The sequence below is a fragment of the Neorhizobium phenanthreniclasticum genome, from assembly GCF_040066075.1.
Lineage (GTDB): Bacteria > Pseudomonadota > Alphaproteobacteria > Rhizobiales > Rhizobiaceae > Neorhizobium > Neorhizobium petrolearium.
Genome location: NZ_JBEAAL010000005.1, coordinates 39,253 through 63,838, shown reverse-complemented (window position 1 = coordinate 63,838; position 24,586 = coordinate 39,253). Strand labels below are relative to the sequence as shown.

The 24,586-nt window shown below is 61.1% G+C and carries 22 protein-coding genes; 15 read left to right on the top strand and 7 right to left on the bottom strand.

The window, feature by feature from the left end:
- Nucleotides 1-138 precede the first annotated feature (138 nt).
- On the top strand, nt 139-1,041 hold the full coding sequence (locus tag ABK249_RS09205; protein WP_348862664.1) for an extensin-like domain-containing protein: 903 nt from the start codon (nt 139-141) through the stop codon (nt 1,039-1,041).
- 27 nt (nt 1,042-1,068) lie between these two features.
- On the opposite strand, the gene ABK249_RS09200 is transcribed toward ABK249_RS09205, so the two are convergent.
- Nucleotides 1,069-2,748: a formate--tetrahydrofolate ligase gene (locus ABK249_RS09200; RefSeq protein ID WP_227703287.1), complete on the bottom strand. Its 1,680-nt coding sequence runs from the start codon at nt 2,746-2,748 to the stop codon at nt 1,069-1,071.
- A 303-nt stretch (nt 2,749-3,051) separates the two neighbouring features.
- Between ABK249_RS09200 and ABK249_RS09195 the strand changes: the two genes are divergently transcribed.
- Both ABK249_RS09195 and ABK249_RS09190 read left to right on the top strand, forming a co-directional pair.
- Nucleotides 3,052-5,331 (top strand): TonB-dependent hemoglobin/transferrin/lactoferrin family receptor, encoded by a 2,280-nt coding sequence (locus ABK249_RS09195; protein WP_348862663.1) that lies wholly within the window; start codon nt 3,052-3,054, stop codon nt 5,329-5,331.
- Between the two features lie 131 nt (nt 5,332-5,462).
- Nucleotides 5,463-5,984: a TIGR00645 family protein gene (locus tag ABK249_RS09190; RefSeq protein ID WP_348862661.1), complete on the top strand. Its 522-nt coding sequence runs from the start codon at nt 5,463-5,465 to the stop codon at nt 5,982-5,984.
- Between the two features lie 154 nt (nt 5,985-6,138).
- On the opposite strand, the gene putA is transcribed toward ABK249_RS09190, so the two are convergent.
- The gene (gene putA, locus ABK249_RS09185) at nt 6,139-9,261 is read right to left on the bottom strand and encodes a bifunctional proline dehydrogenase/L-glutamate gamma-semialdehyde dehydrogenase PutA (protein WP_348862660.1); all 3,123 of its coding nucleotides are present in this window, start codon (nt 9,259-9,261) and stop codon (nt 6,139-6,141) included.
- A gap of 110 nt (nt 9,262-9,371) precedes the next feature.
- Between putA and ABK249_RS09180 the strand changes: the two genes are divergently transcribed.
- The 3 genes from ABK249_RS09180 (at nt 9,372) to ABK249_RS09170 (ending at nt 11,215) form a co-directional block, all read left to right on the top strand.
- Nucleotides 9,372-9,833, top strand: coding sequence for an Lrp/AsnC ligand binding domain-containing protein (locus ABK249_RS09180; RefSeq protein ID WP_037148112.1), 462 nt, complete (start codon nt 9,372-9,374; stop codon nt 9,831-9,833).
- 158 nt (nt 9,834-9,991) lie between these two features.
- Nucleotides 9,992-10,717 carry a helix-turn-helix transcriptional regulator gene (locus ABK249_RS09175; protein ID WP_227703290.1) on the top strand — a complete coding sequence of 242 codons (726 nt, stop codon included), beginning with the start codon at nt 9,992-9,994 and terminating at the stop codon, nt 10,715-10,717.
- 36 nt (nt 10,718-10,753) lie between these two features.
- A complete protein-coding gene (locus tag ABK249_RS09170) occupies nt 10,754-11,215 on the top strand; it encodes a PAS domain-containing protein (RefSeq protein ID WP_227703291.1) in 462 nt (153 codons plus the stop codon).
- 16 nt (nt 11,216-11,231) lie between these two features.
- On the opposite strand, the gene ABK249_RS09165 is transcribed toward ABK249_RS09170, so the two are convergent.
- The 4 genes from ABK249_RS09165 to ABK249_RS09150 form a co-directional block, all read right to left on the bottom strand.
- Nucleotides 11,232-12,380, bottom strand: a complete 1,149-nt coding sequence (locus ABK249_RS09165; RefSeq protein WP_227703292.1) for a DUF2333 family protein — start codon at nt 12,378-12,380, stop codon at nt 11,232-11,234.
- A 120-nt stretch (nt 12,381-12,500) separates the two neighbouring features.
- Nucleotides 12,501-13,442, bottom strand: a complete 942-nt coding sequence (locus ABK249_RS09160) for a hypothetical protein (protein ID WP_348862658.1) — start codon at nt 13,440-13,442, stop codon at nt 12,501-12,503.
- A gap of 132 nt (nt 13,443-13,574) precedes the next feature.
- Entirely contained in the window at nt 13,575-14,024 is a 450-nt protein-coding gene (locus ABK249_RS09155; protein WP_227703294.1) for a pseudoazurin, read from the bottom strand.
- 139 nt (nt 14,025-14,163) lie between these two features.
- Nucleotides 14,164-14,745, bottom strand: a complete 582-nt coding sequence (locus ABK249_RS09150) for a thymidine kinase (RefSeq protein ID WP_348862656.1) — start codon at nt 14,743-14,745, stop codon at nt 14,164-14,166.
- 212 nt (nt 14,746-14,957) lie between these two features.
- Here ABK249_RS09150 and ABK249_RS09145 point away from each other — a divergent pair, with 212 nt between their 5' ends.
- The 7 genes from ABK249_RS09145 (at nt 14,958) to aptA (ending at nt 21,562) form a co-directional block, all read left to right on the top strand.
- Nucleotides 14,958-15,416, top strand: a complete 459-nt coding sequence (locus ABK249_RS09145) for a carboxymuconolactone decarboxylase family protein (RefSeq protein WP_348862655.1) — start codon at nt 14,958-14,960, stop codon at nt 15,414-15,416.
- A gap of 297 nt (nt 15,417-15,713) precedes the next feature.
- The gene (locus ABK249_RS09140) at nt 15,714-16,667 is read left to right on the top strand and encodes a choline ABC transporter substrate-binding protein (protein WP_037148127.1); all 954 of its coding nucleotides are present in this window, start codon (nt 15,714-15,716) and stop codon (nt 16,665-16,667) included.
- A gap of 114 nt (nt 16,668-16,781) precedes the next feature.
- Nucleotides 16,782-17,600 carry a choline ABC transporter permease subunit gene (gene choW, locus ABK249_RS09135; RefSeq protein WP_037148695.1) on the top strand — a complete coding sequence of 273 codons (819 nt, stop codon included), beginning with the start codon at nt 16,782-16,784 and terminating at the stop codon, nt 17,598-17,600.
- Entirely contained in the window at nt 17,597-18,661 is a 1,065-nt protein-coding gene (choV, locus tag ABK249_RS09130; protein WP_037148128.1) for a choline ABC transporter ATP-binding protein, read from the top strand. Before choW ends, choV begins: the two co-directional genes overlap by 4 nt.
- Before the next feature lie 100 nt (nt 18,662-18,761).
- Nucleotides 18,762-19,511 carry a HugZ family pyridoxamine 5'-phosphate oxidase gene (locus ABK249_RS09125; protein ID WP_227703297.1) on the top strand — a complete coding sequence of 250 codons (750 nt, stop codon included), beginning with the start codon at nt 18,762-18,764 and terminating at the stop codon, nt 19,509-19,511.
- A 120-nt stretch (nt 19,512-19,631) separates the two neighbouring features.
- The gene (locus ABK249_RS09120) at nt 19,632-19,952 is read left to right on the top strand and encodes an ArsR/SmtB family transcription factor (RefSeq protein ID WP_037148133.1); all 321 of its coding nucleotides are present in this window, start codon (nt 19,632-19,634) and stop codon (nt 19,950-19,952) included.
- Nucleotides 19,953-20,233: 281 nt separating this feature from the next.
- Entirely contained in the window at nt 20,234-21,562 is a 1,329-nt protein-coding gene (gene aptA, locus ABK249_RS09115) for an omega-aminotransferase AptA (RefSeq protein WP_037148697.1), read from the top strand.
- A 65-nt stretch (nt 21,563-21,627) separates the two neighbouring features.
- Here aptA and ABK249_RS09110 read toward each other — a convergent pair whose 3' ends face one another.
- Nucleotides 21,628-22,467: an alpha/beta fold hydrolase gene (locus tag ABK249_RS09110; protein WP_348862653.1), complete on the bottom strand. Its 840-nt coding sequence runs from the start codon at nt 22,465-22,467 to the stop codon at nt 21,628-21,630.
- A 291-nt stretch (nt 22,468-22,758) separates the two neighbouring features.
- On the opposite strand from ABK249_RS09110, the gene ABK249_RS09105 reads away from it, so the two are divergent.
- Together ABK249_RS09105 and ABK249_RS09100 are read left to right on the top strand one after the other, a co-directional pair.
- Nucleotides 22,759-23,199 (top strand): MarR family winged helix-turn-helix transcriptional regulator, encoded by a 441-nt coding sequence (locus ABK249_RS09105; protein WP_348862652.1) that lies wholly within the window; start codon nt 22,759-22,761, stop codon nt 23,197-23,199.
- A 275-nt stretch (nt 23,200-23,474) separates the two neighbouring features.
- The gene (locus tag ABK249_RS09100) at nt 23,475-24,581 is read left to right on the top strand and encodes a branched-chain amino acid ABC transporter substrate-binding protein (protein WP_037148137.1); all 1,107 of its coding nucleotides are present in this window, start codon (nt 23,475-23,477) and stop codon (nt 24,579-24,581) included.
- The last annotated feature ends 5 nt before the right edge of the window (nt 24,582-24,586 follow it).

The window sequence follows — 24,586 nt, the reverse complement described above, 5'->3', positions numbered from 1 at the left end:
GTTCATCGAAATCGTCATGGGTGGAATTGTTAGCTTGGCTCGCGGCTACGCGCAAGCGAATTTCTTCGGCTCACGATGCGACCAAACGGAAGGGAAATGCGTTGCTCCTCCGCCAACCTGCCGGAGGAGGCCAGAAGCATGAAGCGATCCCTTTGCCTGCTTGCGATGAGCGTACCGCTTTTGCTCGGCGCCACCCTGCCGAAGCACGGCCCTGTTCCATCCGCAAAGCCGGCCGAAAGGACCGGGCCGGCACCGGAGGCTGCGGCGCCCGAAGTTCGGAGCGAGGAACCAGAAGCCCCGGCAATGAAATCCGAACAGCCCAGGGCCGCCGAAGTTCCCGCACCCTTGCCAAAGCCTGAAGAAAAACCGCAGCAGCCAGTTCCTTCCGTGACGACTACCCCGGACGATGGACCAAAGCCCGACGGTAAGGAAAAGGAGGAAGACGAGGCCGAAGCTCCACCGCCTCCGCCCCCGCTCGTCAAGGAAGATCCGGAAGAACTGAAAGCTTGCCTGGCTGAACTTTCCGCACTCGGCGCGAAATTCGAGCCGGGCGATCCGATCGACGACGGCAATGGCTGCGGCATCGAACATCCGGTCGAGGTCGCGGAAGTCCTGCCGGGCGTAGACCTCGGCGGCGCCACCATGCGATGCAAAACCGCGGTGACCATGGCGCACTGGCTGAAGGACACCGTCCAGCCCGCGATGAACATCGCGATGCCGGGGCGGAAGATCGTCGGCATTGCGCCTGGCTCCACCTATGCCTGCCGTCTGCGAAACGGCGCGTCGACCGGCAAGATTTCCGAGCACGCCCGCGGCAACGCCATCGATGTCGCCGCCTTCAGGCTCGACAATGGCGAGACGATGGAGATGAAGCCACGCGACGAGGATTCCACACTCGAAGGAGCATTCCAGCGCACCGCGACCGCCGGCGCCTGCCTGCACTTCACCACCGTCCTGTCACCCGGCAGCGATGCCGCACACCAGACTCACCTGCATCTCGACATCATGGAGAGGAGGAACGGGTACAGGTATTGCCGGTGAATCAGATTGGGCACTGCCTGAAATCTATCAGAACAACCCTTCCACAAACCCCTCGTCATTCAGGAAAATCCGCTCGGCCGAAGGTACGCGCGGCAGGCCCGGCATGGTCATGATCTCGCCGGTGATGGCGACGACGAAGCCGGCGCCGGCCGAAAGCCTGACCTCGCGCACATGCACGACATGCCCTTCCGGCGCGCCGCGCAGGTTGGGATCGGTGGAGAAGGAATATTGCGTCTTGGCGACGCAGATCGGCAGGTCGCCGTAGCCCTGTTCCTCCCAGGTCTTCAACTGGTCCTGCACGCCCCTGTCGGACGTCACCTCGCCGGCATGATAGATTTTCGAAGCGATGATCTCGATCTTCTCCATCAGTGGCAGATGGTCGGGATAGAGCGGCTGGAATTTCGCCTGACCGCCCTCGGCAAGCTCGACCACCTTTTCCGCCAGTTCCTCGATGCCCGCCGAACCCTCCGCCCAGTGACGGCAGAGAATGGCGTCGGATCCGTGCCGCGCCGCATAGTCTTTCACGGCAGAGATTTCGGCATCGGTATCCGACGTGAAATGGTTGATGGCGACGACCACCGGCACGCCGAATTTCCGCACATTTGCGATGTGACGGCCGAGATTGGCGCATCCGCGCTGCAGCGCCTCGACATTTTCAGCGGAAAGATCGTCCTTCCTCACTCCGCCGTTCATCTTGAGCGCCCTGACGGTTGCGACGATCACCGCCGCGTGAGGCTTCAGTCCAGCCTTGCGGCACTTGATGTCGAAGAATTTCTCCGCCCCGAGATCTGCCCCGAAACCCGCTTCCGTCACCACGTAGTCACCGAGCTTCAGCGCCGTCCTGGTGGCGATCACCGAATTGCAGCCATGCGCGATATTGGCGAAAGGCCCGCCATGCACAAAGGCCGGATTGTTTTCCAGCGTCTGCACGAGGTTCGGCTGCATGGCATCCTTGAGCAGAACCGTCATCGCCCGATGGGCCTTGATGTCGCGCGCAAACACCGGCGTCCTGTCGAACCGGTATCCGACGACAATGTCGCCGAGCCGCCGTTCGAGGTCGTTGAGGTCCGACGCCAGGCAGAGGATCGCCATGACTTCCGAGGCGACGGTGATATCGAACCCGCTCTCCCGTGGGAAACCGTTGGCCACACCACCGAGTGAGGCAACCATCTGGCGCAGAGCCCGGTCGTTCATGTCCATCACCCGCCGCCAGGTGATGCGCCGCACGTCGATGTTCTCGGCGTTCCCCCAATAGACGTGGTTGTCGATCATCGCGGCGAGCAGGTTGTGCGCCGCCGTGATGGCGTGGAAATCGCCGGTGAAGTGCAGGTTGATATCTTCCATCGGCACGACCTGGGCATAACCGCCGCCGGCCGCTCCGCCTTTCGTTCCGAAGCAGGGCCCGAGCGACGGCTCGCGGACGCAGATCACGGCCTTTTTGCCGATGCGGTTGAGCCCGTCGCCCAAACCCACGGTCGTCGTGGTCTTGCCCTCGCCCGCCGGCGTCGGATTGATCGCCGTGACGAGGATAAGCTTGCCGTCCGGACGATCTGAAAGCGAGGTGATAAAATCGGCCCCGACCTTCGCCTTGTCGTAACCATAGGGCGCCAGCGCATCCGCCGGTATCCCCAGCCGCGCGCCGATTTCGGCGATCGGCTTTTTCTTCGCGGCGCGCGCAATCTCGATATCCGATTTGACGGCTGCCATGCGTTCCCCGCTCCCGTTCGTTCTGTGGAGTTCGAATATGCCCGTGCGGTTATGAATAGCGAAGGAAACGTAATGTGGGAATGGCAGTGATGGAAAGGGACGCCCCCAGAAGTGTGGCTTTTACGCATCACACGATAACTTGACTCAAAAAGTCAGATTCAAACTTGACTCCTTTTGTTTAGATTTTTAATTCTCGCCGCCGGGGCTTCCGCTGAGCGGAAATCGACAAATCCGAATTCTTTTCCGCGCGTTGGGCAATGAACGGCGCGCGACGTTGCCGCATGCTTTTTAAAGGGGGCTTTCATGGGTTCACGCTTTTTACGACACCAGCATCTTTGGGCTGGAACTGCCATGGTCATGGCACTGGGTATCACCTCCACGGCTTATGCGCAGGAGGCGACGACGGACGACCAGTCGACGGAGCTGAAACCGATTGTGCTGACGACGGAGAAAGGCGGTCGGGTTGCAGATTCCCCGCAGACACAGACCACTGAGCGCGCAAAAATCCAGGAGCGCATGGTCACCGATTTCAAGGATTTCGCCCGCCGCATCGATGCCGGCGTGAATTTCAACAGCAACACCAAGAGCGTCAATATCCGCGGTCTGCAGGACCAGCGAGTCCTGACGACGATCGACGGCATTCGTCTGCCCTGGCTCACCGACCCGCGCGACAGCGCCCAGGGCGGTGTCAATTCCTTCGATTTCGACAGCTTGTCTTCAGTCGATATCACCAAGGGTGCAGATTCCAGTCGCTACGGCTCCGGCGCACTGGGCGGCGTCGTGGAACTGCGCACCCTCAATCCGGAGGACCTGATCGATGAGGGCAAGAATTTCGGCGCGCTCACCAAAACCACCTATGACAGCGCGGACCAGAGCGCGGGCGGCAATGCCGCCATCGCCGGCAGGTTCAACGATAGCTGGCTGCTCGTCCAGGGCGGTTACAAGAAGGGCCACGAGACCGAGAACCAGGGACACATCGGCGGTTATGGTACGACCCGAACGGAAGCCAATCCGGCCGACTTCGTTCAAAAGAACCTCCTCGTGAAGTTCCATCAGTATCTGGAAGGCGGTCACCGCTTCGGGCTGACGGCGGACCTCTTCAACCGCGACGAGGACTTCGACAACATGCGCGGCACAACGTCCAGCTATGAGCAGGGCGGCTTCAAGTCCGGCGAGGAAGTCGATCGCAAGCGCTTCTCCGGCTCCTACGACTTCATCTCCCCCGATGGCACCGATATTGTCGACCAGGCGAGCGTCAACATCTATTGGCAGAAGGAAAAGCTGAACAATACGACGGATGCAGTCCGGCTGATTGATCCTCGTGCCTTCGCACCGGGCGGTGCCGGCTGGCACTATGGCCCTCCCTACGGCGTATACAAGCGCGACAACACGATCGAGCAAACCTCCTACGGCATCACCGGCAATGCCGAGAAAGAACTTGAGATCGGCGGAGTGGCGCATGAATTCCGGTTCGGCGGCGAACTCTACTGGCAAAAGACCCACCAATACTCCTCCGGGGTCGATAATTGCCCGGATGTCGACTGGACGACCGTTCCTCAGCCCTATGGCCCGCAGTCCTGCCGCCTTCTGCATTCCAACGCCTCGGACATGCCCGATGTGGATAGCGTCGTGTTCGGCGCCTTCGTGGAAGACGACATCAAACTGATGGACAATCGCCTCACCATCACTCCGGGTGTGCGTTTCGACTGGTACAGCCACGATCCGAAATCCACCGCGGCCTTCGAACGAAGCCCGAACTACGATCCGTCCTATCTGAACTCGAACGAGGACTTCGGTATCTCGCCGAAGCTGCGCTTCGCATGGCAGGCAACTCCCGAACTCGAACTCTTCGCGCAATATGCGAGAGGCTTCCGCGCCCCGACCGTGACGGAACTCTACCAGAATTACGGCGCGCCGGGTTCCTATGCCCGCATTGGCAATCCCGACCTCGAAACCGAAACCAGCAACGGCTTCGAGATCGGCGCGAAATATGTCGGGACCGACTATTCCGTCTCGGCGACCGTCTTCAACAACTACTACCGCAACTTCATCGATACCGTCACGATTGCACCGCCCGGCGGAGAATATCCGATCGGCGGCATCACCGGTTACGACAACATCAATAAGGTCCGCATCTACGGCATTGAACTCGCCGGCGAATGGCGGTTCCATCCGCATTGGCGCACCTGGGGTTCGTTTGCCTGGACCAACGGCCGCGATAGCGAAACGGGTGCATATCTGAACTCCGTCGCTCCGCTGCGCGCCATCGTCGGCCTCGGATATGCGCAGGAAACCTGGGGAACGGACGTCTCGCTCACCATGGCGGCGGACCGCGACAAGGTCAGCGGCAGCGGCTTCGAAGCTCCGGGCTACGGCATTGTCGATCTGTCCGCCTGGTGGGCTCCCGAACAGATCGGTGAGGTGGATGTCAGAGGCCTGAAGGTGCAGGCAGGTGTCTTCAACGTTTTCGACAAGAAATATTGGGACGCCGTCAGCGTACCGGACGGCACGACCATCGCCAGCCGCGACTATTACAGTGAGCCGGGCCGAACCTTCAAAGTCTCCATCAGCAAGAAGTTCTGATCACTTCTTGTCCGAGACCGGAAACGCCGCGCCGCCAGGTGCGGCGTTTTCTCGTTAGCCGCCCTGTCTTGCAACCTTCACCATCGCCAGCTAAGTGACGCGGGTTTCACGAGCCTGGAGAAGACAATCGTATGAAATCGCTGGAGTTGCTGGTCGAACGGATCATCCTGTCGAGCCGCTGGATTCTCGTCGCTTTCTATCTCGGACTGGTGGCAGCGCTCGCCGTCTATGCTGTCTCCTTCGCAGTCAAATTCCTGAAGGTCGCAGAAAACGTCTTCGCGCTCGGCGAGGCGGAGATGATCCTCGCTATGCTCGGCCTGATCGATGCGGCTCTTGTCGCCAGCCTGATCGTCATGGTGATGATCTCCGGCTACGAGAATTTCGTCAGCCGCTTCGACGAGGCCGAAGCCGACGTCTCCTTCCTCGGCAAGCTCGATGCCGGCAGCCTGAAGATCAAGGTCGCCTCCTCGATCGTGGCGATCTCCTCCATCCACCTGCTGCAGATTTTCCTGAATGCCAGCCAGTACGACAATACGAAGCTGATGTGGTACACGATCATCCACCTTGCCTTCGTCATCTCCGCCGTCATGCTCGGCTGGCTGGAGCGCATCATGTCGAAGGCCAAGGCCGAGAAATACGAAGAGAAGCTTTGAGAGCCGCCTTCACCGAATGGCCCGGAGCGCTCCGGGTTTCCTCGTTGCGAATACCGACAGGCCGTCGTGCCACCTCCCGGCGCTTCGCTTTGGCTCGGCGAGTTCGACGCTCAAAACGCTCCACCGGAGGGTTTTGCCAGCAAGCCGTCGCGGCTCACCCCTCACCGATCGCGATCAGGCTGGCATTGCCGCCCGCCGCCGCGGTGTTGACCGAGATCACCTGCTCCTCCGCAAACCGCATCAGGTAGGCCGGGCCGCCCGCCTTGAAGCCGGTGCCGGAAAGCTTGGAGCCGCCGAAGGGCTGCGTGCCCACCACGGCGCCGATCATGTTGCGGTTGATGTAGACATTGCCGGTATCGAGCGCTTCGGTCACCTTGCGAATGGTGGATTCGATGCGGCTATGGACGCCAAGCGTCAGCCCGTAGCCCGTCGCATCGACTGCGGCGAGCACCTTGTCGAGTTCCTTCGCCTTCCAGCGCACCACGTGCAGCACGGGACCGAACACCTCCCTGGTGAGTGCCGCCGGACTGTCGAGCTCGATGATGTGAGGCGCGAAGAAGTTGCCCGTCTCCGGCACGTTGCCGGCATAGCACACCTTCTGCTTCACGCGCATCTCGGCCACGTGGTCGGCGAGCATCTGCCGCTGGTTCTCGTCGATGATCGGCCCGACATCGGTATTCTGCTTCGAAGGATCCCCGAGATTGAGTTCGGCCGCCGCGCCCTCGATCATCTTCAACATCCCGTCCGCCACGTCCTCCTGCAGGAACAGGATGCGAAGCGCCGAGCAGCGCTGGCCTGCCGAACGGAAAGCCGACACGACCACATCGTCCGCGACCTGTTCGGAAAGCGCTGTCGCATCGACGATCATCGCGTTGATGCCGCCGGTTTCTGCGATCAGCGGCACGATCGGACCGTCCTTCGCGGCCAGCGTCCGGTTGATTGCCCACGCCGTCTTCGTGGAACCGGTGAAGGCGACGCCGGCGAGCCTCGGATGCGCCGTGATCGCAGAACCGACATCCGGCCCGCCCGGCAAGAGCGCCAGCGCTTCTGCCGGTACGCCCGCCTGGTGAAAGAGCTTGACGGCTTCATAGGCGATCAGCGGCGTCTGCGGCGCGGGCTTGGCGATGACCGTGTTGCCGGCGACCAGCGCCGCCGATATCTGGCCCAGGAAGATGGCGAGAGGGAAATTCCACGGCGAGATGCAGCCGAATACGCCGCGGCCGCGCCAGAGGTGGCGGTTGTCCTCCCCCGTCGGTCCCGGCATCTGTACCGGCGCACCGAAAAGCTCGCGCCCCTTGTCGGCATAGTAGCGGCAAAAATCCACCGCCTCGCGGATTTCCGCGATACCGTCGTCCAGCGTCTTGCCGGCTTCCGCAGCGAGCAATGCCAGCAGCCGGTTGCGGTTTTCTTCGAGCAGACCGGCCATGCGTTCCAGGCACGCGGCGCGCGTATCCACCGGCTGGCGCGACCAGGCCTTGAACGCCTTGTCGGCTGCGGTGAATGCGGCATCCACATCCGCAGGCGTGGCCTCCTTCACCGTACCGACGGTCTTCGACCGGTCGGCCGGCGACGTGACCCGCTTTTCCTCCGCCCTGGAGGTCACACCGGCGACGAGCGGCCCGGCCTTTACCTCCGGCAACGGCTTCGACAAATCCCCCATCAGCCGGTCGAGACTTTCGCGATGGCCGAACTCGAAACCAGCGCTGTTCTTGCGGCGGCCATAGATGTCGGAGGGCAGCGGAATCTGCTTGTGCCGCGCGCTTGCACCATCGTCGAGACCCAGCCGGGCGGCCGGCCTTTCCAGCAATTTTTCGACCGGAACCTGCTTGTCGCCCGCAACCGCCACGAAGGAGGAATTCGCACCATTCTCCAGCAGCCGCCGCACCAGATAGGCGAGCAGATCGCGATAGCCGCCGACCGGCGCATAGATGCGGCAGGCGATCCGGTCGTTGCTTTCGAGCAGGTCGTCATAGAGCGCCTCGCCCATGCCATGCAGCCGCTGGAATTCAAACCCGGTGCGATCCGGGCCTGCAAGTTCCAGAATGGTCGAGACGGTCAACGCATTGTGGGTGGCGAACTGCGGGAAGATGCGTGCACGCTTGGAAAGAAGCTGCTGCGCGCAGGCGAGATAGGAAAGATCGGTCGCCGGCTTGCGCGTCCAGACCGGATAGTCATCGAGCCCGCGTTCCTGCGCCCGCTTCACCTCCGTATCCCAATAGGCGCCCTTGACGAGCCGCACCATCATGCGCCGGCCAAGCGTCGCACAGAGCTGATCGATATAATCGATCACCGCAGCCGCACGCTTCTGATAGGCCTGGATGGCGAGACCGAAGCCGTCCCAGCCGGAAAGCGACGGGTCCGAGAAGACGGCAGCGATGACGTCGAGTGACAGTTCCAGCCGGTCGGCCTCTTCCGCATCGACGGTGAAATTGAGCTGATGCTCCTTGGCCATGCGGGCAAGGTCGGTGAGCGCAGGAACGAGTTCCTTCATCACCCGGTCGCGATGGGTGGCGAGATAGCGCGGATGCAGCGCCGAGAGCTTGACCGAAATGCCCATCCGGTCGGGAAGCTGCTTGCCCTTGCCGCGCTTCGCCATATGCGCACCGATCGCCTGGATCGCATCCGCATAGGATCGGAAATAGCGCTTGGCATCCTCGGCCGTGCGAGCCCCCTCGCCCAGCATGTCGAAGGAATGGCGGTATCCCTTCTCCTCGCTTTTGGCGGCGCGGGAAAGTGCATCCTTCATCGTTTCGCCCAGCACGAAATGATGGCCGAGGAAACGCATCGCCTGCTTGGTCGCGCTGCGCACCGTCGGCAAGCCGACACGCTTGACGAGACCGCGCAAGATTCCTTCCGGCGTCTCACCGGGGCCGATGACACGGGCCGAAACGGCAAGCGCCCAGGCGGAAGCCGATACGAACCAGCTTTCGCCGGAGGCTTCATGGGTGCTCCAGCCGCCCTCGCGCAACTTGTCCTCGATGAGGCGGTCCTGCGTCAGCGCGTCCGGCACGCGCAGAAGCGCCTCCGCAAGGACCATCAGCGCCAGCCCTTCCCGCGTCGAAAGACCGTATTCCCGCAAAAAATCCTCGACGCCGCCGACCTTGCCCCCGCCATCGCGGATGGCATTGATCATCCGCCTGGCCCGCTGGTCGATTGCCGCATCCTGCGCGGGCGAAAAGCTTGTACGGGCCGCAAACTGTCGGATCAGCCGGTCGTCATCTCCGGCATAGGGCGCGCTAAAGGGAATGAAGGGTTCGATAGGGGCATAGTCGCTCATGGGCATCTCCGTTTCATTCTCCACATAGCGGGAATTCTCTGGTGGTTTCAGCGGATTTTCATGATAATAACTGGAAATAAAACATCCTTTTTTTCGATTTATAGTGGAACATGAAGGAACTCGACCGTCTCGACCGCAAAATCCTCCGGGCGCTCCAGAAAGAGGGGCGTCTGAGCAATATAGAGCTCGCAGATCGCGTCAGCCTTTCGCCGACCGCGACGGCCGAGCGCGTCAAGCGGTTGACCCGCGAGGGGTATATCCTCGGTTATAGCGCGCAGCTCTCACCGGAGAAACTTGGCCGCAACCTGCTCGTCTTCGTCCAGGTCAAGCTCGATCGCACGACCCCTGACGTTTTTGACGCATTCGCAGCCGCCGTCAAACGCAGCGACGATGTGATGGAATGTCATATGGTGGCCGGCGGTTTCGACTATCTGGTGAAGGCGCGGGTGGCGGGAATGGAAGCTTACCGACAATTCCTCTCGGAGGTGATTCTCCCGCTTCCGGGCGTCCGGGAAACCCACACCTATGCGGTGATGGAGGAGATTAAGGGAACCGGATATATCCCGGTCTAAAAAATCCTTCCTGCTAAGCTCCTGAAATAGCAAAAAGAAACTGATTGACTATCACAAAATAGGCGAATATTTGCTGCATTGCACGAAATTTTGTTGGCCATTCAAACAGTTTTAGATATTTGTTAACTATAACATAAACACCTGTCAGCTTTGCTCGTATGATCACTCTGGAACGGCAGTCGATCTTGAACAGCGAGATTTCCACCGCGGATTCGCCAGGGGAAATCTTTGCGGCGATGAAGCGCGTCGCCCATGAGTTCGGGTTCCGGCACGTCACGCTTTTTGCCGCAGGCTCGCCGGATGAGAATCTGGTATCGCGGATGATCGTCGAGACGACGCTGCCTTCCGCCTATATCCAGGAGTTCGATCGCCGCCGCCTCCTGCGTCTCTGCCCGGTCGCGCCGATCATCTCCAAATCGGTTCTGCCCTATTGCTGGTCTCTCGATGAATCCGAGAACGTGCGCGGTTTTGCGATCCCTGCAGCCATGGAGGAATTGCAGCGCCGCTACAAGTTGATCACCAGCGTCGCCATGGCCCTGAATTCCATCGATGGCGACCGTTTCCTGCTGCGTTTCGATGGCACTCGGCCGCGGCTGACCCAGGTGGAACTCAACGAGATCGGCATGATCGTGCTGCATGCCTTCGATGTCTTCGACAAGATCCGCCGGAGCGCCAAAACGGTGGGCGCCGGCCCGCTTTCCAGTCGTGAACTGGAGGTTGTCCGCTGGACGGCGCAGGGCAAGACCTCTGCTGAAATTGGCCGCATTCTTTCGTTATCGGATCATACGGTGAACGCCTACATGACCAATGCCATCAAGAAACTGGATTGCGTCAACCGCACCCAGTTGGTAGCTAAGGCACTCAGGCTGCGACTGATAATGTAAGCTCGGGAACACCTTCCCGGCCCCGGGAGGAAGAGATTGCCGTTTTGGGTTCAGCACACCGAAAAACGCGTCAATACTCAATATCAGGAAGTTGGCCTCTCGCCTGCCGAGGTGGTTGAACTCGCCTCGGCATTCCGTCTCTACGGCTTCTGGCGGATCGATCTGGACACTGGCCATTTCTTCGCGACCGAGGACCTCTGTCGCCTCTTCGGTCTGGAGCCGCAGGATGGACCTGTGAACCTGATGGCCATCACCGCCCGTATCCACCCCGACGACATGCCGCAATTGATGGAAACCTTCGAGCGAGCCAGCGCCGAGAAACTGATCTACCACAATATCTATCGAGTGAGGGCCGACGCCGAGGATTACAAATATGTCCGCACCGTCGGCAAGTTTCGCGACAGGCCAGGCACCGGCGGCGAAGTCGTCGGACTCACCTACGAATTCTTCGCTCAACACCCCGGCGCTACGTTTTTTCTCGACGAGCCTGACCCCTGATTGGTGGTTTCCAAACCTACCGATCCAGCACCGAGCGCACTTCCACGAGGTTTGAGCGGACCATCAGGGTATGAAAGCCCATGACGGCGAGATGGCTCGGCATGATCAGGCCGTCCTCGCGCCCATTGGAGACGATCGATGGCTGGATGCGCAACGCGGCACGGAACCGGTTGAGCGTTTCATTCCATATCTGCCCGAGATTGCGCTCGCGGATCACCTGGGAAAAGTCGGCGCCGGCACCCGAAAGCACGGCGTAATAACCGTAAAGCTGACCGTAGGCGAACCAGAACCTGTCGTCCGCACGCGTGTCGAACCAGCCGCCTCCGTGATTTTCCGAGCGATCGCGCAGGATCGCCGCCGTTCCCCCGAGGTCGTTGGCGATCCGGTCGATGAACTGGATCAGGTTGTCGGCCCGAGTGTCGAAGGTCGCGTTGCAGGCGGAAAGATCCCTGTTGAAGGTCCTCAGCTTCTCGATCGCAGTCCGATAATAGGCCGGCGTCGGTGTCTTGAAGCCGAAGGGATCGAGCCCGAAATACCAGGAATATTCGTCGAACTGCAGGTTGCCGCGCGCGTCCTGCAGGTTGCTGTTGATGCCGGACGTGCCACGAACCCGCCCCAGCGTGTCGACGAGTTCGCTCGAGGTGCGCCGCACCGCCTGATTCACGCCGCGCTGGAACGAGGCCTTGTTGTCGAGGAAGGGCGTGTGATCCCAGTCGACGCCGAAGAAGCCGAGCCGATAGAGCAGCATCGAGGATATCCAGGCGTTCTGGTTGACGTTCATGTCGGTGAGATCGGCCACAGCATCGACGATCGCCGACGACTGGCACTGTCTGGCGTTCGTGGCGGCTGCGGTCGCGCCGCCGCCGGCGGAGGCTGCGGCCGGTAGTTCCTGTCCGGCCGGCGTGGTGCGTTCCGACCAGCGGTAACTGTCGACGAAATTCGGGTTGAAGCCGCTCCAGATCTGCGTCTGCCAGAAGAAGTAGCCGTAGAAGCCGATGAGAAGCGCGAGAACCGCGAGGATCGGCCCCTTCACCATCCAGTGACGCCGGCCGTACCAGCCATGCGCCGCCATGAACGGCCAGATGAGCCAGGCGACCAGAAGCCCGATACCTCTGCCGACGGCCTGGCCGATCCGTTGGAAGAAGGCGGTAATTCCGTCGAGCATCGCAGTCTCCTGTCGGGCGGGGCATCGGATTTGCTCAACACATATTGGCTCGGCTGCCGAAGACAAGGACAAAAATCAACTGTGGGATGTTTTGGAATCGGAAGGGGCGTTTCGTCGCGGTCAGGGCCGCATGAATTTGAAATCGGAGATCGCGGGCAGCCGCCAGCCCGCCCCTGCCGGATGTGCCTCGGCAGCCGCCTGTCTGACAGCTTCGGCCGGAAACCGTTCGGCAAAGGCCTCGTTGGCGCGGTCCCTGCGCCGGTCGAGACCGTGGACGCTCAGCATACCCTTGGAGAAACGCTCGATTTCAGGAGCCAGGCTCGGAAAGTCTTCAGGCCTTAGGTCTTTGTCGCCGTGCCGCGACACGACCTCGGAAAAGACCTGGTAGAGGATGAGCAGGTCCTCCACGTCGATCAGGAGCTTGTGCATCAGCACGTTGCAAGTGCCGACGCCGGAATTGAGCCCATCGATGAAGGTCTGGAACACCGCGACGAAATGTTCCGTCCGGCGCGCAGCCTCGACGCCTGTCATCGCCTCTCCGCTTTCCCCGTGCAGTTTTTCAATGATGTCCGGCCGGTGGTCGATGAAGGCCTTCAGATCGGCTTCGCCCTTGCTGCGCTGTGCAAGGAGAGTTACGCGCTCTGCCCGCACGAGCGCGGCAAGCCGGTCGGCGCGCCTCAGCAGCTCGGCAAGATGATCAAGCGACACCGACCTGCGCGAACGCGCCAGCCGGCGGCGACGCATCGCGCTCCTCGATACGAGGCCGATCAGCTTCTCGAATCGCGTCGGCACCTCACGCATGTCGAATTCGCGGGCCCGGAACTCGATCTCCGCCGCAAGCCGCGCCACAAGATGCGCCAAGGCGGCTTCGACCGCCTGCCGTCCCGGCGCGCTCGCCTTGAAGCGCTCCGCTTCGATCGCAAGCTTCGCTTCTTCGGGAAGAATGAGGCTCTCAGCCGCTTCGGCAAGCATCGACGCCGGCGGCTCAAACGCTTCGCGCGTTGCCACCAACGCGTCGCCGATGCGCTCCATCTCGCTGTCGAAAACCTGGGCCTCCGCCACGCCACCTCTCCTGCCGATCGCAGACAGGATAGAGCATCGGACCGGAAAGTGTGAAGCGGTTTTCCGAAAATCGGTGCTCAAACAAAAAGTTAGAGAGGCAGTGGAACTATGCCGTGGGTAGCGCGGCGCTGGTCACAAGCCGAGCTTGGCGATTTCCGCCTCCAGCCTTTCCTTCGCCTTCTTCGGCATCTTCGTGGCCTTCACGGCGTCGATATTGGCAGGCGCGTCGCCCACCACGACCAGAGCCACCATGCCCATGCCGTAATGCGGCGTGCATTTGAACACGTAGGCGCCCGGCTTGTCGGCGGTGAACGAAACGTCCTCGCTGATCTTACCCTTGATCGGGGCGACGCCCTCCGGCACGAGGCCCGGCATCGAGACGACATCGTGCCCTTTGTCCACCGCGACGAATTTGATCGTGTCGCCGGGCTGCACCTTCACCGCCGCCGGTTCGAACACCATGGCCTGACCATCGCTCCCCTTGTTGAGCATCTTCACTTCGATCTCGGCACCGAAGGCCGGAAGGGTGAGAAGAGCAAGCGTTGCAGCAAGGGTGAAGGTCTTTGTCGCGTTTCTGCGCATGTAAGCACTCCTGGAAAAGCCTGACTTTTAATGGCCAGAATGCCTACTCATCATCCCCATTGCCGGCTTTGACCAGAGTCAATCTCGTCGCATTGCCGCGGCTTTCCGTCTCAGATAGTCAACGAAGACCAAACCGCGATCAGTCGCAGCGCATCCTGTCTTCCCAATGCCGGCGGCAAAGCGACACATATTTCTCGTTTCCGCCGACTTCGACCTGTGCGCCCTCGCGCACCAGATTGCCCTCCGCGTCGAGCCGCACCACCATGGTTGCCTTGCGGCCGCAGAAGCAGATAGTGCGCACTTCCCGCAGCTCGTCGGCGATCGCCAGGAGCTCCAGCGAGCCGGGAAAGAGCTTGCCCTGGAAATCGGTCCTCAGTCCGTAAGCCATGACCGGAATTCCGATCCGGTCGCAGACACGCGCGAGCTGCCACACCTGCTCGGCGGACAGGAATTGTGCCTCGTCCACGAAGACGCAGGCGATCTGCTCTTGCGCATGCATGGCTTCGATCGCCGAAAGGAGATCGTCGGACGACCCAAAAGGGATTGCATCGGAGGAAAGGCCGATCCTGGACGCGACCCGCCCCTCGCCCGCTCTGTCGTCGAGCGCGGCGATGAAGATCGCCGTGCGCATGCCGCGCTCCTGATAGTTGTAGGAGGCCTGCAAGAGCATGGTCGACTTGCCGGCATTCATCGTCGCGTAGTGGAAATAGAGCTTGGCCATGCCCCCGCTTCTGCTCGCGATCGGGATTCGAGGAAAGCGGGGGAAGCCGATAACCACAGGAAACTCGAACGCGGCCGCGGCAGCATCCCGGGAGAATCGGCCAGAAGAAATCCCGCACAGCCCGGCTCCTGTCTGGCGGCAGAAATTAGCGTCATGTCACATCCGGCAGTTTCCAGTCGTCATGTGTTCGGAAGTGTCGAAAGGAGCCGACGATGACACAGAGATTGAACCCCTTCACCACAAGCCCCGATGCAATGCAGCCGTGGATCGAGCTGGGAAAGACGATTCAGGCCAATGGCCTTGAGCCGCTGTTGAGAGAGCTCGTGATGACGCGGGCGGCGCAGATAAACGGCTGCACCTTTTGCCTCCATCACCACATTGCGGATGCCCGCAAGCATGGAGAGACGGAAGACCGACTTCACCTTCTCAGCGCATGGCGCGAATCCACGCTTTATTCCAACCGCGAGCGAGCCGCCCTCGCCTGGACCGAAGCCCTGACGCTGGTTTCCGAAACCCATGCTCCGGATGATGTCTACGAGGCCTTGAACGAACACTTTACTGCGGACGAGCAGGTAAACCTCACTCTGCTGATCGCGCAAACCAACGCCTGGAACCGGATCAACATCGGCTTCCGCAGGTTTCATCCTGCCGAACGGAAAACGGCGGCCTGAGAGCCGTCACACCGAGCCGGCACTCGGACGCACGCACTGTGCTTGCGTCCGAACTCACCCGGTACAGTCTGCCGAATGCTCGACCGTCCGCGCATACGGAAGACGCGAGTTTGAAACCCTCCGGGGATCCGCCCCGGCTCGCGAACAAATCGGATACCGCCTGCGGCACGGGAAAATGGCCGAAGGATCATCGAAAATGTCGCAAATGGCCCCCTTGTCCCGCCGCGAATGCACGCGCTTGCCTCGCCCCAACAGATATTGATAATGGCGGGAACCAGAAAGACAGGGGAGCAAGTCATGCGCATCACCACCTCGCTGAAGATCACGCTCGCAGCCGCCGCCTCCGTGCTGGTGCTTGCGACGGGCGCCTCCGCCGCCGAGCCGGAAGCCTGCGGCACGGTCCGATTCTCCGATGTCGGCTGGACCGACATCACCGCCACGACGGCCACCGCAAGTGTCCTCCTCAAGGCACTCGGCTACGAGACCGATGTAAAGGTCCTTTCCGTGCCGGTCACCTACAGCTCGCTGAAGAACAAGGATATCGACGTCTTCCTGGGCAATTGGATGCCGACCCAGGAGGCGGACGTTCGCCCCTATTTGAACGACAAATCGGTCGAATCGTTTGGGCCTAACCTGACGGGCGCCAAATATACGCTAGCCACAAACGCCAAGGGCGCCGAGCTCGGCATCAAGGATTTCAAGGATATTGCCAAGCAAAAGGATGCGCTCGAAGGCAAGATCTACGGCATCGAGCCGGGCAATGACGGCAATCGTCTCATCCTCGACATGGTGGAGAGCAACACCTTTGAGCTCAAGGGTTTCGAAGTGGTGGAATCCTCCGAACAAGGCATGCTCGCCCAGGTCGCCCGCGCCGACAAGGCCGGTCAGCCGGTCGTCTTCCTCGGCTGGGAACCGCATCCGATGAACAGTAATTTCAAGCTGACCTATCTCTCCGGCGGCGACGATATCTTCGGGCCGAATTTCGGCGGCGCCGAGGTGTTCACCAATGTGCGCGCCGGCTTCGCGGAAGAGTGCCCGAACGTCGGCGCTTTCATCAAGAACCTGAAATTCTCGCTGGCCATGGAAAACGAGATCATGGGCGGCATCTTGAATGACGGTGATGAGCCGGAAGACGCCGCTACCAAATGGCTGAAGGCGAACGGCGCGGCAATCGAACCATGGCTCGCCGGCGTCACCACCAAGGACGGCAAGCCTGGCCTCGAAGCTGTCAAGTCCGAACTCGGCCTCTGACCATCGGACGGGCCGGTCTCCCGGCCCGCATGCCCTCACCGATAGTTCCCTCCGGAGCAGGCAGGCATAGACGTGAATTGGCTTCCCGAATGGCTGGTGGATTCCGGCGGAAAGATGCGCCTCGGCAACTGGGCGAAGGATTTCGTTGACTGGCTGACCGCCAATGCCGACTGGTTCTTCGACTGGCTGTCGGCCGTGCTGTCGAGCGTCATCGATGCCCTGCTTTTTGTCCTGCAATGGCCGAACGCCTATGTGCTGGTCGCTCTTATCACCGCGCTCGCCTGGTGGCTGCGCCGTTCGGCGGGTATCACGCTCTTCACCTGTCTCGGGCTGCTCCTCATCTATAATCAGGGTTACTGGAAGGAAACGACCGAAACGCTGGCGCTGGTGCTTGCCTCGACTGCCGTCAGCATGGCGGTGGGCGTACCGCTCGGCATTGCCGCGGCCCGCCGCGCCTGGGTCTACGAGATCATGCGGCCGATCCTCGACCTGATGCAGACCATCCCGACCTTCGTGTACCTGATCCCGGCGCTCATTCTCTTCGGCCTCGGCATGGTGCCCGGCCTCATCGCCACCGTCATCTTCGCCATTCCGGCGCCGATCCGGCTCACCCGCCTCGGCATCGTCTCGACGCCCGGTGCCTTGACCGAAGCGGCCGTTGCCTTCGGCGCGACACGCGGCCAGGTGCTGCGCAAGGTGGAACTGCCCTTCGCCATGCCGCAGATCATGGCCGGTCTCACCCAGACGATCATGCTGTCGCTTTCCATGGTGGTGATCGCAGCCCTCGTCGGCGCCAATGGCCTGGGCGTGCCCGTCGTACGTGCGCTCAACACCGTCAACATCGCCCGCGGTTTCGAGGCAGGCTTGTGCATCGTCATCCTGGCGATCATCCTCGACCGCATGTTCCGGACATCCAAGGGAGATGGCGCATGACCGCCCGGAAGACAGATTGCGTCGTCTTCGACCATGTCGACATCATCTTCGGCGATGATCCGGAACGCGCACTGCCGCTGATGGACCAGGGCAAGAGCCGCGACGAGATCAGCGCCGCAACCGGCATCGTGCTCGGCGTCGCGGATGCCTCGCTGACGATTCACGAGGGGGAAATCCTGGTGCTGATGGGCCTGTCCGGCTCCGGCAAGTCGACGCTTCTGCGCGCCGTCAACGGGCTTGCCCCGGTCGTGCGAGGCTCGGTCAGCGTCGCCACGCCGTCGGGACCGGTCGATCCCTACAGGGCAGGCACAAAGGTCCTGCGTGATCTGCGCATGCATACGGTCTCCATGGTCTTTCAGCAATTCGGCCTGCTTCCCTGGCGCACCGTCTCGGAAAATGTCGGCTTCGGCCTGGAGCTCGCAGGTGTCGCGGAGGCGGAACGCAGGAAGCGTGTCGGCGAACAGCTCGACCTGGTCAATCTGACGCAATGGGCCGACCGCAAGGTGGGCGAGCTTTCCGGCGGCATGCAGCAGCGTGTCGGCCTGGCGCGCGCCTTTGCGACCGGCGCGCCGATCCTCCTGATGGACGAACCCTTCTCGGCGCTTGACCCGCTGATCCGTACCCGTCTGCAGGACGAGCTTCTGGAATTCCAGCGGCGGCTCAAGAAGACCATCCTCTTCGTCAGCCACGATCTCGACGAGGCCTTCCGCATCGGCAACCGCATCGCCATCATGGAAGGCGGACGCATTATCCAGTGCGGTACGCCGCAGGAGATCGTCCGTGCGCCGGCCGACCAATATGTCGCCGATTTCGTGCAGCACATGAACCCGATCGCCATGCTGACGGCGGGCGACGTGATGCGTCCGGGCGTCACCGCCGCGGCCGGCGCGACCCCGGTCTCCGCAACCGCCCGTTCCGACACGCCGCTGATCGATATCCTCGACGCCCTTTCCCGCCAGCCGGGCGCGGTCGGCGTGGTCGATAACGGAACGATCATCGGCACCATTTCGGCTGAGGACGTGGTCGCCGGGCTCACCCGCCACCGCCGCCGGGCTGGCTGAAGCCTAACCTGAGACATTCAGTCGGCTTTCGTCCGGTCACCGGAGATGGTATGTCCTGCCGATGCCGGGAAACGACGGCCAATGGAAGCAGAGGGACGAGATGGCTGACGAATCCCAGACCGATAAGCCCAATGTGCTGCGCGAGACAGACGACGAAGCTCGCCGCCTCGCCCGCATGCTGGTGCGCGGCGCGCGCTATATGGCGCTCGCCGTCCTCGATCCGGAAACCGGCTTCCCCTCCGTCAGCCGGGCACTGACCGGCACCGATGTCGACGGCGTGCCGGTCATCCTCGTCTCGGCCCTTTCCGGTCATACCAAAGGGCTTGTTGCCGATCCCCGCTGCTCGCTTCTGGCCGGCGAGCCGGGCAAGGGCGATCCGCTCGCCCATCCAAGGATCACACTACAGGCACTTGCCGAAAGCATTGCCCGGGATACGCCCGACCACGCCCGTATCCGGAGCCGCTTTCTCGATCGGCATCCGAAAGCCGCATTGTATGCAGATTTTGCCGATTTCCGCTTCTTCCGAATCGTTCCGCAAAGCGCTTCGCTCAACGGGGGATTCGGCCGGGCCTATGTCCTGACAGGAGCCGATCTCATCATTCCCGAGCCGGGAGCCGCTCCGGAATGGCTCGAACTCTCAAAGAGTTTAAAAAATATGACCGATGCTGCAGAGAGCCTTGCTGCCCGCCTTGGCGCGGAAAACGGGAAGAACTGGCGTTTCGCAGGTGTCGATCGAGCCGGAATCGACCTTGTCGGTGGCGATCTTCAACTCAGACACGAATTCGATGAACTTGCAGCCTCGCCGGAGGCCGTGCTTGATTATCTTTTTACCATGTCTAAAGTTCATTAATCGGGTTACCCGAAATTTAGGGATATACAATCCCTTTTGCTGCTTGTTAATTTTCGCATGTACGACGAAGGGTGAATTTTAGAGCGGGGGGCCGCTTTGAAAGACGAGGGGTTTTAACTTATGGACACGATGGCACTATCCGAGCATTCCACCGCAGCGGCAGGCTTGTTGTCTGCAATGGCCAATCCGAAGCGGTTGATGATCCTGTGCTGCTTGGTAAGAGGTGAGGTCGCTGTCGGTGCGCTCGCTTCGCAGGTCGGTCTCAGCCAGTCGGCGCTGTCGCAGCATCTTTCCAAGCTGCGCGCTCAGAAACTGGTGAAGACTCGCCGCGATGCACAGACGATTTATTATTCCAGTTCATCAGAATCGGTGATCAAAATACTGGAGACGCTGGAAGAGATTTATTGCGCGCCGGCTCAAAAGAAGTCCGCCGCCGCTTAGGTCTGACGACGCAGACATAGTGTCTTTACTGCCTTGACTTAGCTTCCGGCGCCCATGGCCGGAGGTAAGGTTGTCTGTTGACTTGTCGCATCATTGCCAAATCCGAACCGCGGTGCCGTCGTTGCCGGCGGCGTTTGATGCCGTCATGGACTTACCTCGCGCCTGCAAAGGCGGTTGACGGCCCCGCTCCCCCTGATAATTTGACCATGCAGTCAAAACTTGGCGCGAAACGCCGACCGGGAAATGGCCACCCGATGATCCGAATGGCCATGGAGAGCCTCATGTCCAACCGCCTGAATACCACGCCCAACGATCTGAGGGCGTTCTGGATGCCGTTTACGGCCAATCGCCAGTTCAAGAAGGAACCCCGTCTTTTCGTGAGTGCCAAGGATATGCACTACACGACCCATGACGGCCGCCAGGTGCTCGACGCCACCGCTGGCCTTTGGTGCGTCAATGCCGGCCACTGCCGGCCGAAGATCACCGAGGCGATCCGCGAGCAGGCCGGCGAGCTGGATTACGCACCCGCCTTCCAGCTCGGCCATCCGAAGGCCTTCGAACTCGCCAACCGCCTGGTCGACATCGCGCCGGAGGGCATGAATCACGTCCTCTACACCAATTCCGGTTCGGAATCGGTCGAAACGGCACTGAAAGTCGCCCTCGCCTACCACCGCGCCAAGGGCAACGGCTCTCGCTTCCGGCTGATCGGCCGCGAGCGTGGCTATCACGGCGTCAATTTCGGCGGCATCTCGGTCGGCGGCATCGTCGCCAACCGCAAGATGTTCGGCACGCTGCTCACCGGCGTCGACCATATGCCGCACACCCACCTGCCCGGCAAAAATGCCTTTACCCGTGGCGAGCCTGAGCACGGCGGCGACATCGCCTCCGAGCTGGAGCGCATCGTCACGCTGCACGACGCCTCGACCATCGCCGCTGTGATCGTAGAACCCGTGGCCGGCTCCACCGGCGTACTCATCCCGCCGAAGGGCTATCTGCAGAAGCTGCGCGAGATCTGCACCAAACACGGTATCCTTCTTATCTTCGATGAGGTCATCACCGGCTTCGGCCGCATGGGCACACCCTTTGCCGCCCAATATTACGGCGTCACTCCGGACATTATGACCACTGCCAAAGGCCTCACCAACGGTGTCATCCCGATGGGGGCGGTGCTGGTGACGTCCGAAATCCACGATGCGTTCATGAACGGTCCGGAGCACCTGATCGAGTTCATGCACGGCTATACCTATTCCGGCAATCCGATCGCCTCGGCTGCCGGCCTCGCGACGCTGGAAACCTACAGGGAGGAAGGCCTGTTCGAGCGGGCCCGGGAGATCGCCCCCTACTGGGAGGAAGGTCTCCACTCGCTGAAGGACCTGCCGAACGTCATCGATATCCGCAATATCGGCCTGATCGGCGCGATCGAGCTCGACCCGATCGCCGGCGAACCGACCAGGCGTGCCTTCTCCGCCTTCCTGAAGGCCTATGAGAATGGCCTTCTGATCCGCACGACCGGCGACATCATCGCCATGTCGCCGCCGCTGATCGTCGAGAAGCATCACATCGACGAGATCTTCGGCAAGCTGCGCGAGATCTTGAAGAACAATATCTGAAAATCAGTCCGGACATGAAAAAAGGCGGTCTGCACGGCCGCCTTTTCTTTTTCAGGCAGAAGACCTCAGGCCTTGAAGAAGGCTAGCAGATCGGCGTTGATCACATCCGCATGGGTGGTCGCCATGCCGTGCGGCAATCCTTCATAGACCTTCAGCGTCCCGTTCTTCAAAAGCTTGTGGGAAAGCAGCGCCGAGTCGGCGATCGGCACGATCTGGTCGTCGTCGCCATGCATGACGAGCACCGGCACCTCAATCTTCTTGAGGTCTTCGGTGAAGTCGGTTTCCGAGAAGGCTTTGATGCAGTCGTAATGCGCCTTGGCGCCGCCCATCATGCCCTGACGCCACCAGTTGTCGATCACGCCCTCGGAAACCTTGGCGCCTGCCCGGTTGAAGCCGTAGAACGGGCCGGCCGGAATATCGCGGAAGAACTGCGCCCGGTTGGCGACAAGCGCCGCACGAAAGCCGTCGAACACTTCGATCGGCAGGCCGCCCGGATTATTTTCCGTCTTGAGCATGATCGGTGGCACGGCGCCGATCAGCACGGCCTTGGCAACCCGGCCGCCGCCGCCATATTGCGCCACATAGCGGGTAACTTCGCCGCCGCCGGTGGAGTGCCCGACATGGATCGCGCCTTTCAGATCGAGATGCGCGGCAAGTTCCGCGACATCGGCCGCATAGGTGTCCATTTCATTGCCGGTATCGGTCTGGCTGGACCGGCCATGGCCGCGGCGGTCATGAGCGATCACACGGTAACCCTGCGCAAGGAAGAACAGCATCTGGGCGTCCCAGTCATCGGCGCTAAGCGGCCAGCCGTGATGGAAGACGATGGCCTGCGCATCTTTCGGGCCCCAATCCTTGTAGAAAATCTGCGTGCCGTCCTTGGTAGTGATGGTATTGCTGGTCATGGTGCTCTTTTCCTTCTGAACAGAGTTTGCGGATTGTGCGGATGCCTGTCTGATTGGAAAGAAGGGCGGGACCGCAGCCGTAGCGGCAAGACCCAGCCCCGCGATCATAATACGTCTGCGTGTCGTTTTGTTAGCCTGGTCGTTCACCGTGCTCTCCATTAACTATCGCGACATTTATTATCGCGATATCTATATGCTTAAACATTATCGAAAGCCCTGTCTACAGAAAAATTATCGCGATATCATTTTTCGTGGTATACAGGTTCAACTCGACCACTTGGGAAGTCTGCCATGTCGCATCACCCGCCCGTCCCCTTGGACAGCCAGCTCTGTTTTTCACTTTATATGGCCAATATCGCCATCAACCGGACCTATAAGCCGATGCTCGACGCCATGGGCATCACCTATCCGCAGTATCTCGTCCTGAGCGCGCTGGCCGAACGGGACGGCCTGACGGTCGGCGCGATTGCCGAACGGCTGTCGCTGGAATCCAGCACCATCACCCCGCCGGTAAAGCGTCTCGAACAGGCGGGACTGGTCGAGCGGCGGCGCAGCACCACGGACGAACGGCAGGTGCATGTCTGGCTGACCGAGGCCGGTAGCGACCTGGTCCAACAGGCAAAATGTCTCGGCGATACGCTGATCGAGCGCTCCGGAATGACGCTGGAAGAGTTTCAGGCTTTCAATCGAAAGGTCCATGCCTTTCTCGATGCGCTGGCGGGCAGAGAGTAGAATCCGCCACAAAGGCCCCCGCTTGCGGCTTCGGGCCTATTCTTTCGTAAAATCGACAAAAACTGCACCGGTTTTGTTATCTTCTTGCGGAATCTCAGGCAAATTCCTACAGAATTGCCTGCTGGCTGCTGAAAGCCAAATATGGCTCGGCACGGCACCGACCGCATCGCCTTACCGTCAACTTGGCACGATATGTCCGAACGGCATTGGAGACGGCAGGAGTGAGATGCGGCGTTGACCGCGGGCTCGTTGAGCCCCATCCAAGGAGAACCGAAATGAACCTCAAGACGCTTCTGGGAGCGACGGCCCTCGCCTCCCTCACTTTCGCACCGCTTGCCCATGCCGAAATCGTCATCGGTCTGATCGCGCCGCTCACCGGTCCCGTTGCCGCCTATGGCGACCAGGTCAAGAACGGCGCCGAAACGGCTGTCGCGGAGATCAACAAGAATGGTGGCATTCTTGGTGAGCAGGTCGTCCTGAAGGCTGCTGACGACGCCGGCGAACCCAAGCAGGGTGTCTCCGCCGCAAACCAGATCGTCGGTGAAGGCATTCGCTTCGTTGTCGGTCCGGTGACGTCGGGCGTCGCCATGCCCGCCTCGGACGTTCTGGCCGAAAACGGCGTGCTGATGGTCACCCCGACCGCGACCACACCGGAACTCACCACCCGCGGCCTCACCAACGTGCTTCGCACCTGCGGCCGCGACGACCAGCAGGCGGAAGTCGCCGCGAAATATGTGCTGGAACATTTCAAGGATAGCAAGGTCGCCATCATCAACGACAAGGGCGCCTATGGCAAAGGCTTGGCGGATGCCTTCAAGGCCACGCTGAACGCCGGCGGCATGAAGGAAGTGATCGACGATGCCGTCACCCCGGGCGACAAGGATTTCAGCGCGCTGACCACGCGCCTCAAGGCTGAAAACGTCGATCTCATCTATTTCGGCGGCTATCATCCCGAAGGCGGCCTTCTCGCCCGCCAGCTTTCCGATCTCGGTGTCAAGGCGACGATCATCGGCGGCGACGGCCTCTCGAACAGCGAATTCTGGAACATCGGCACCAGCGCCGCCGCAGGGACCGTCTTCACGAATGCTTCCGACGCTACGAAGAACCCGGATTCCAAGGCTGCGGCCGACGCGCTCGCCGCCCGTAACATCCCGGCGGAAGCCTTCACCCTGAATGCCTATGCCGCCGTCGAAGTTCTCAAGGCCGGCATCGAAAAAGCGGGCAGTGCCGAAGATGTGGAAGCGGTCGCCGCAGCCATCAAGTCCGGCGAACCGATCGCAACCGCCATCGGCAAGCTCACCTATGGCGAGACCGGCGACCTCACGTCGCAAAGCTTCTCGCTCTTCAAGTGGGAAGACGGCAAGATCGTCGCCGCCGAATGAGGCGT

Coding starts and splice junctions, on each gene's coding strand:
- ABK249_RS09205 (WP_348862664.1), top strand. CDS start 139: ATGAAGCGATCCCTTTGCCTGCTTGCGATGAGCGTACCGCTTTTGCTC.
- ABK249_RS09200 (WP_227703287.1), bottom strand. CDS start 2,748: ATGGCAGCCGTCAAATCGGATATCGAGATTGCGCGCGCCGCGAAGAAA.
- ABK249_RS09195 (WP_348862663.1), top strand. CDS start 3,052: ATGGGTTCACGCTTTTTACGACACCAGCATCTTTGGGCTGGAACTGCC.
- ABK249_RS09190 (WP_348862661.1), top strand. CDS start 5,463: ATGAAATCGCTGGAGTTGCTGGTCGAACGGATCATCCTGTCGAGCCGC.
- putA (WP_348862660.1), bottom strand. CDS start 9,261: ATGAGCGACTATGCCCCTATCGAACCCTTCATTCCCTTTAGCGCGCCC.
- ABK249_RS09180 (WP_037148112.1), top strand. CDS start 9,372: ATGAAGGAACTCGACCGTCTCGACCGCAAAATCCTCCGGGCGCTCCAG.
- ABK249_RS09175 (WP_227703290.1), top strand. CDS start 9,992: ATGATCACTCTGGAACGGCAGTCGATCTTGAACAGCGAGATTTCCACC.
- ABK249_RS09165 (WP_227703292.1), bottom strand. CDS start 12,380: ATGCTCGACGGAATTACCGCCTTCTTCCAACGGATCGGCCAGGCCGTC.
- ABK249_RS09155 (WP_227703294.1), bottom strand. CDS start 14,024: ATGCGCAGAAACGCGACAAAGACCTTCACCCTTGCTGCAACGCTTGCT.
- ABK249_RS09150 (WP_348862656.1), bottom strand. CDS start 14,745: ATGGCCAAGCTCTATTTCCACTACGCGACGATGAATGCCGGCAAGTCG.
- ABK249_RS09145 (WP_348862655.1), top strand. CDS start 14,958: ATGACACAGAGATTGAACCCCTTCACCACAAGCCCCGATGCAATGCAG.
- ABK249_RS09140 (WP_037148127.1), top strand. CDS start 15,714: ATGCGCATCACCACCTCGCTGAAGATCACGCTCGCAGCCGCCGCCTCC.
- choW (WP_037148695.1), top strand. CDS start 16,782: ATGCGCCTCGGCAACTGGGCGAAGGATTTCGTTGACTGGCTGACCGCC.
- choV (WP_037148128.1), top strand. CDS start 17,597: ATGACCGCCCGGAAGACAGATTGCGTCGTCTTCGACCATGTCGACATC.
- ABK249_RS09125 (WP_227703297.1), top strand. CDS start 18,762: ATGGCTGACGAATCCCAGACCGATAAGCCCAATGTGCTGCGCGAGACA.
- ABK249_RS09120 (WP_037148133.1), top strand. CDS start 19,632: ATGGACACGATGGCACTATCCGAGCATTCCACCGCAGCGGCAGGCTTG.
- aptA (WP_037148697.1), top strand. CDS start 20,234: ATGTCCAACCGCCTGAATACCACGCCCAACGATCTGAGGGCGTTCTGG.
- ABK249_RS09110 (WP_348862653.1), bottom strand. CDS start 22,467: ATGACCAGCAATACCATCACTACCAAGGACGGCACGCAGATTTTCTAC.
- ABK249_RS09105 (WP_348862652.1), top strand. CDS start 22,759: ATGTCGCATCACCCGCCCGTCCCCTTGGACAGCCAGCTCTGTTTTTCA.
- ABK249_RS09100 (WP_037148137.1), top strand. CDS start 23,475: ATGAACCTCAAGACGCTTCTGGGAGCGACGGCCCTCGCCTCCCTCACT.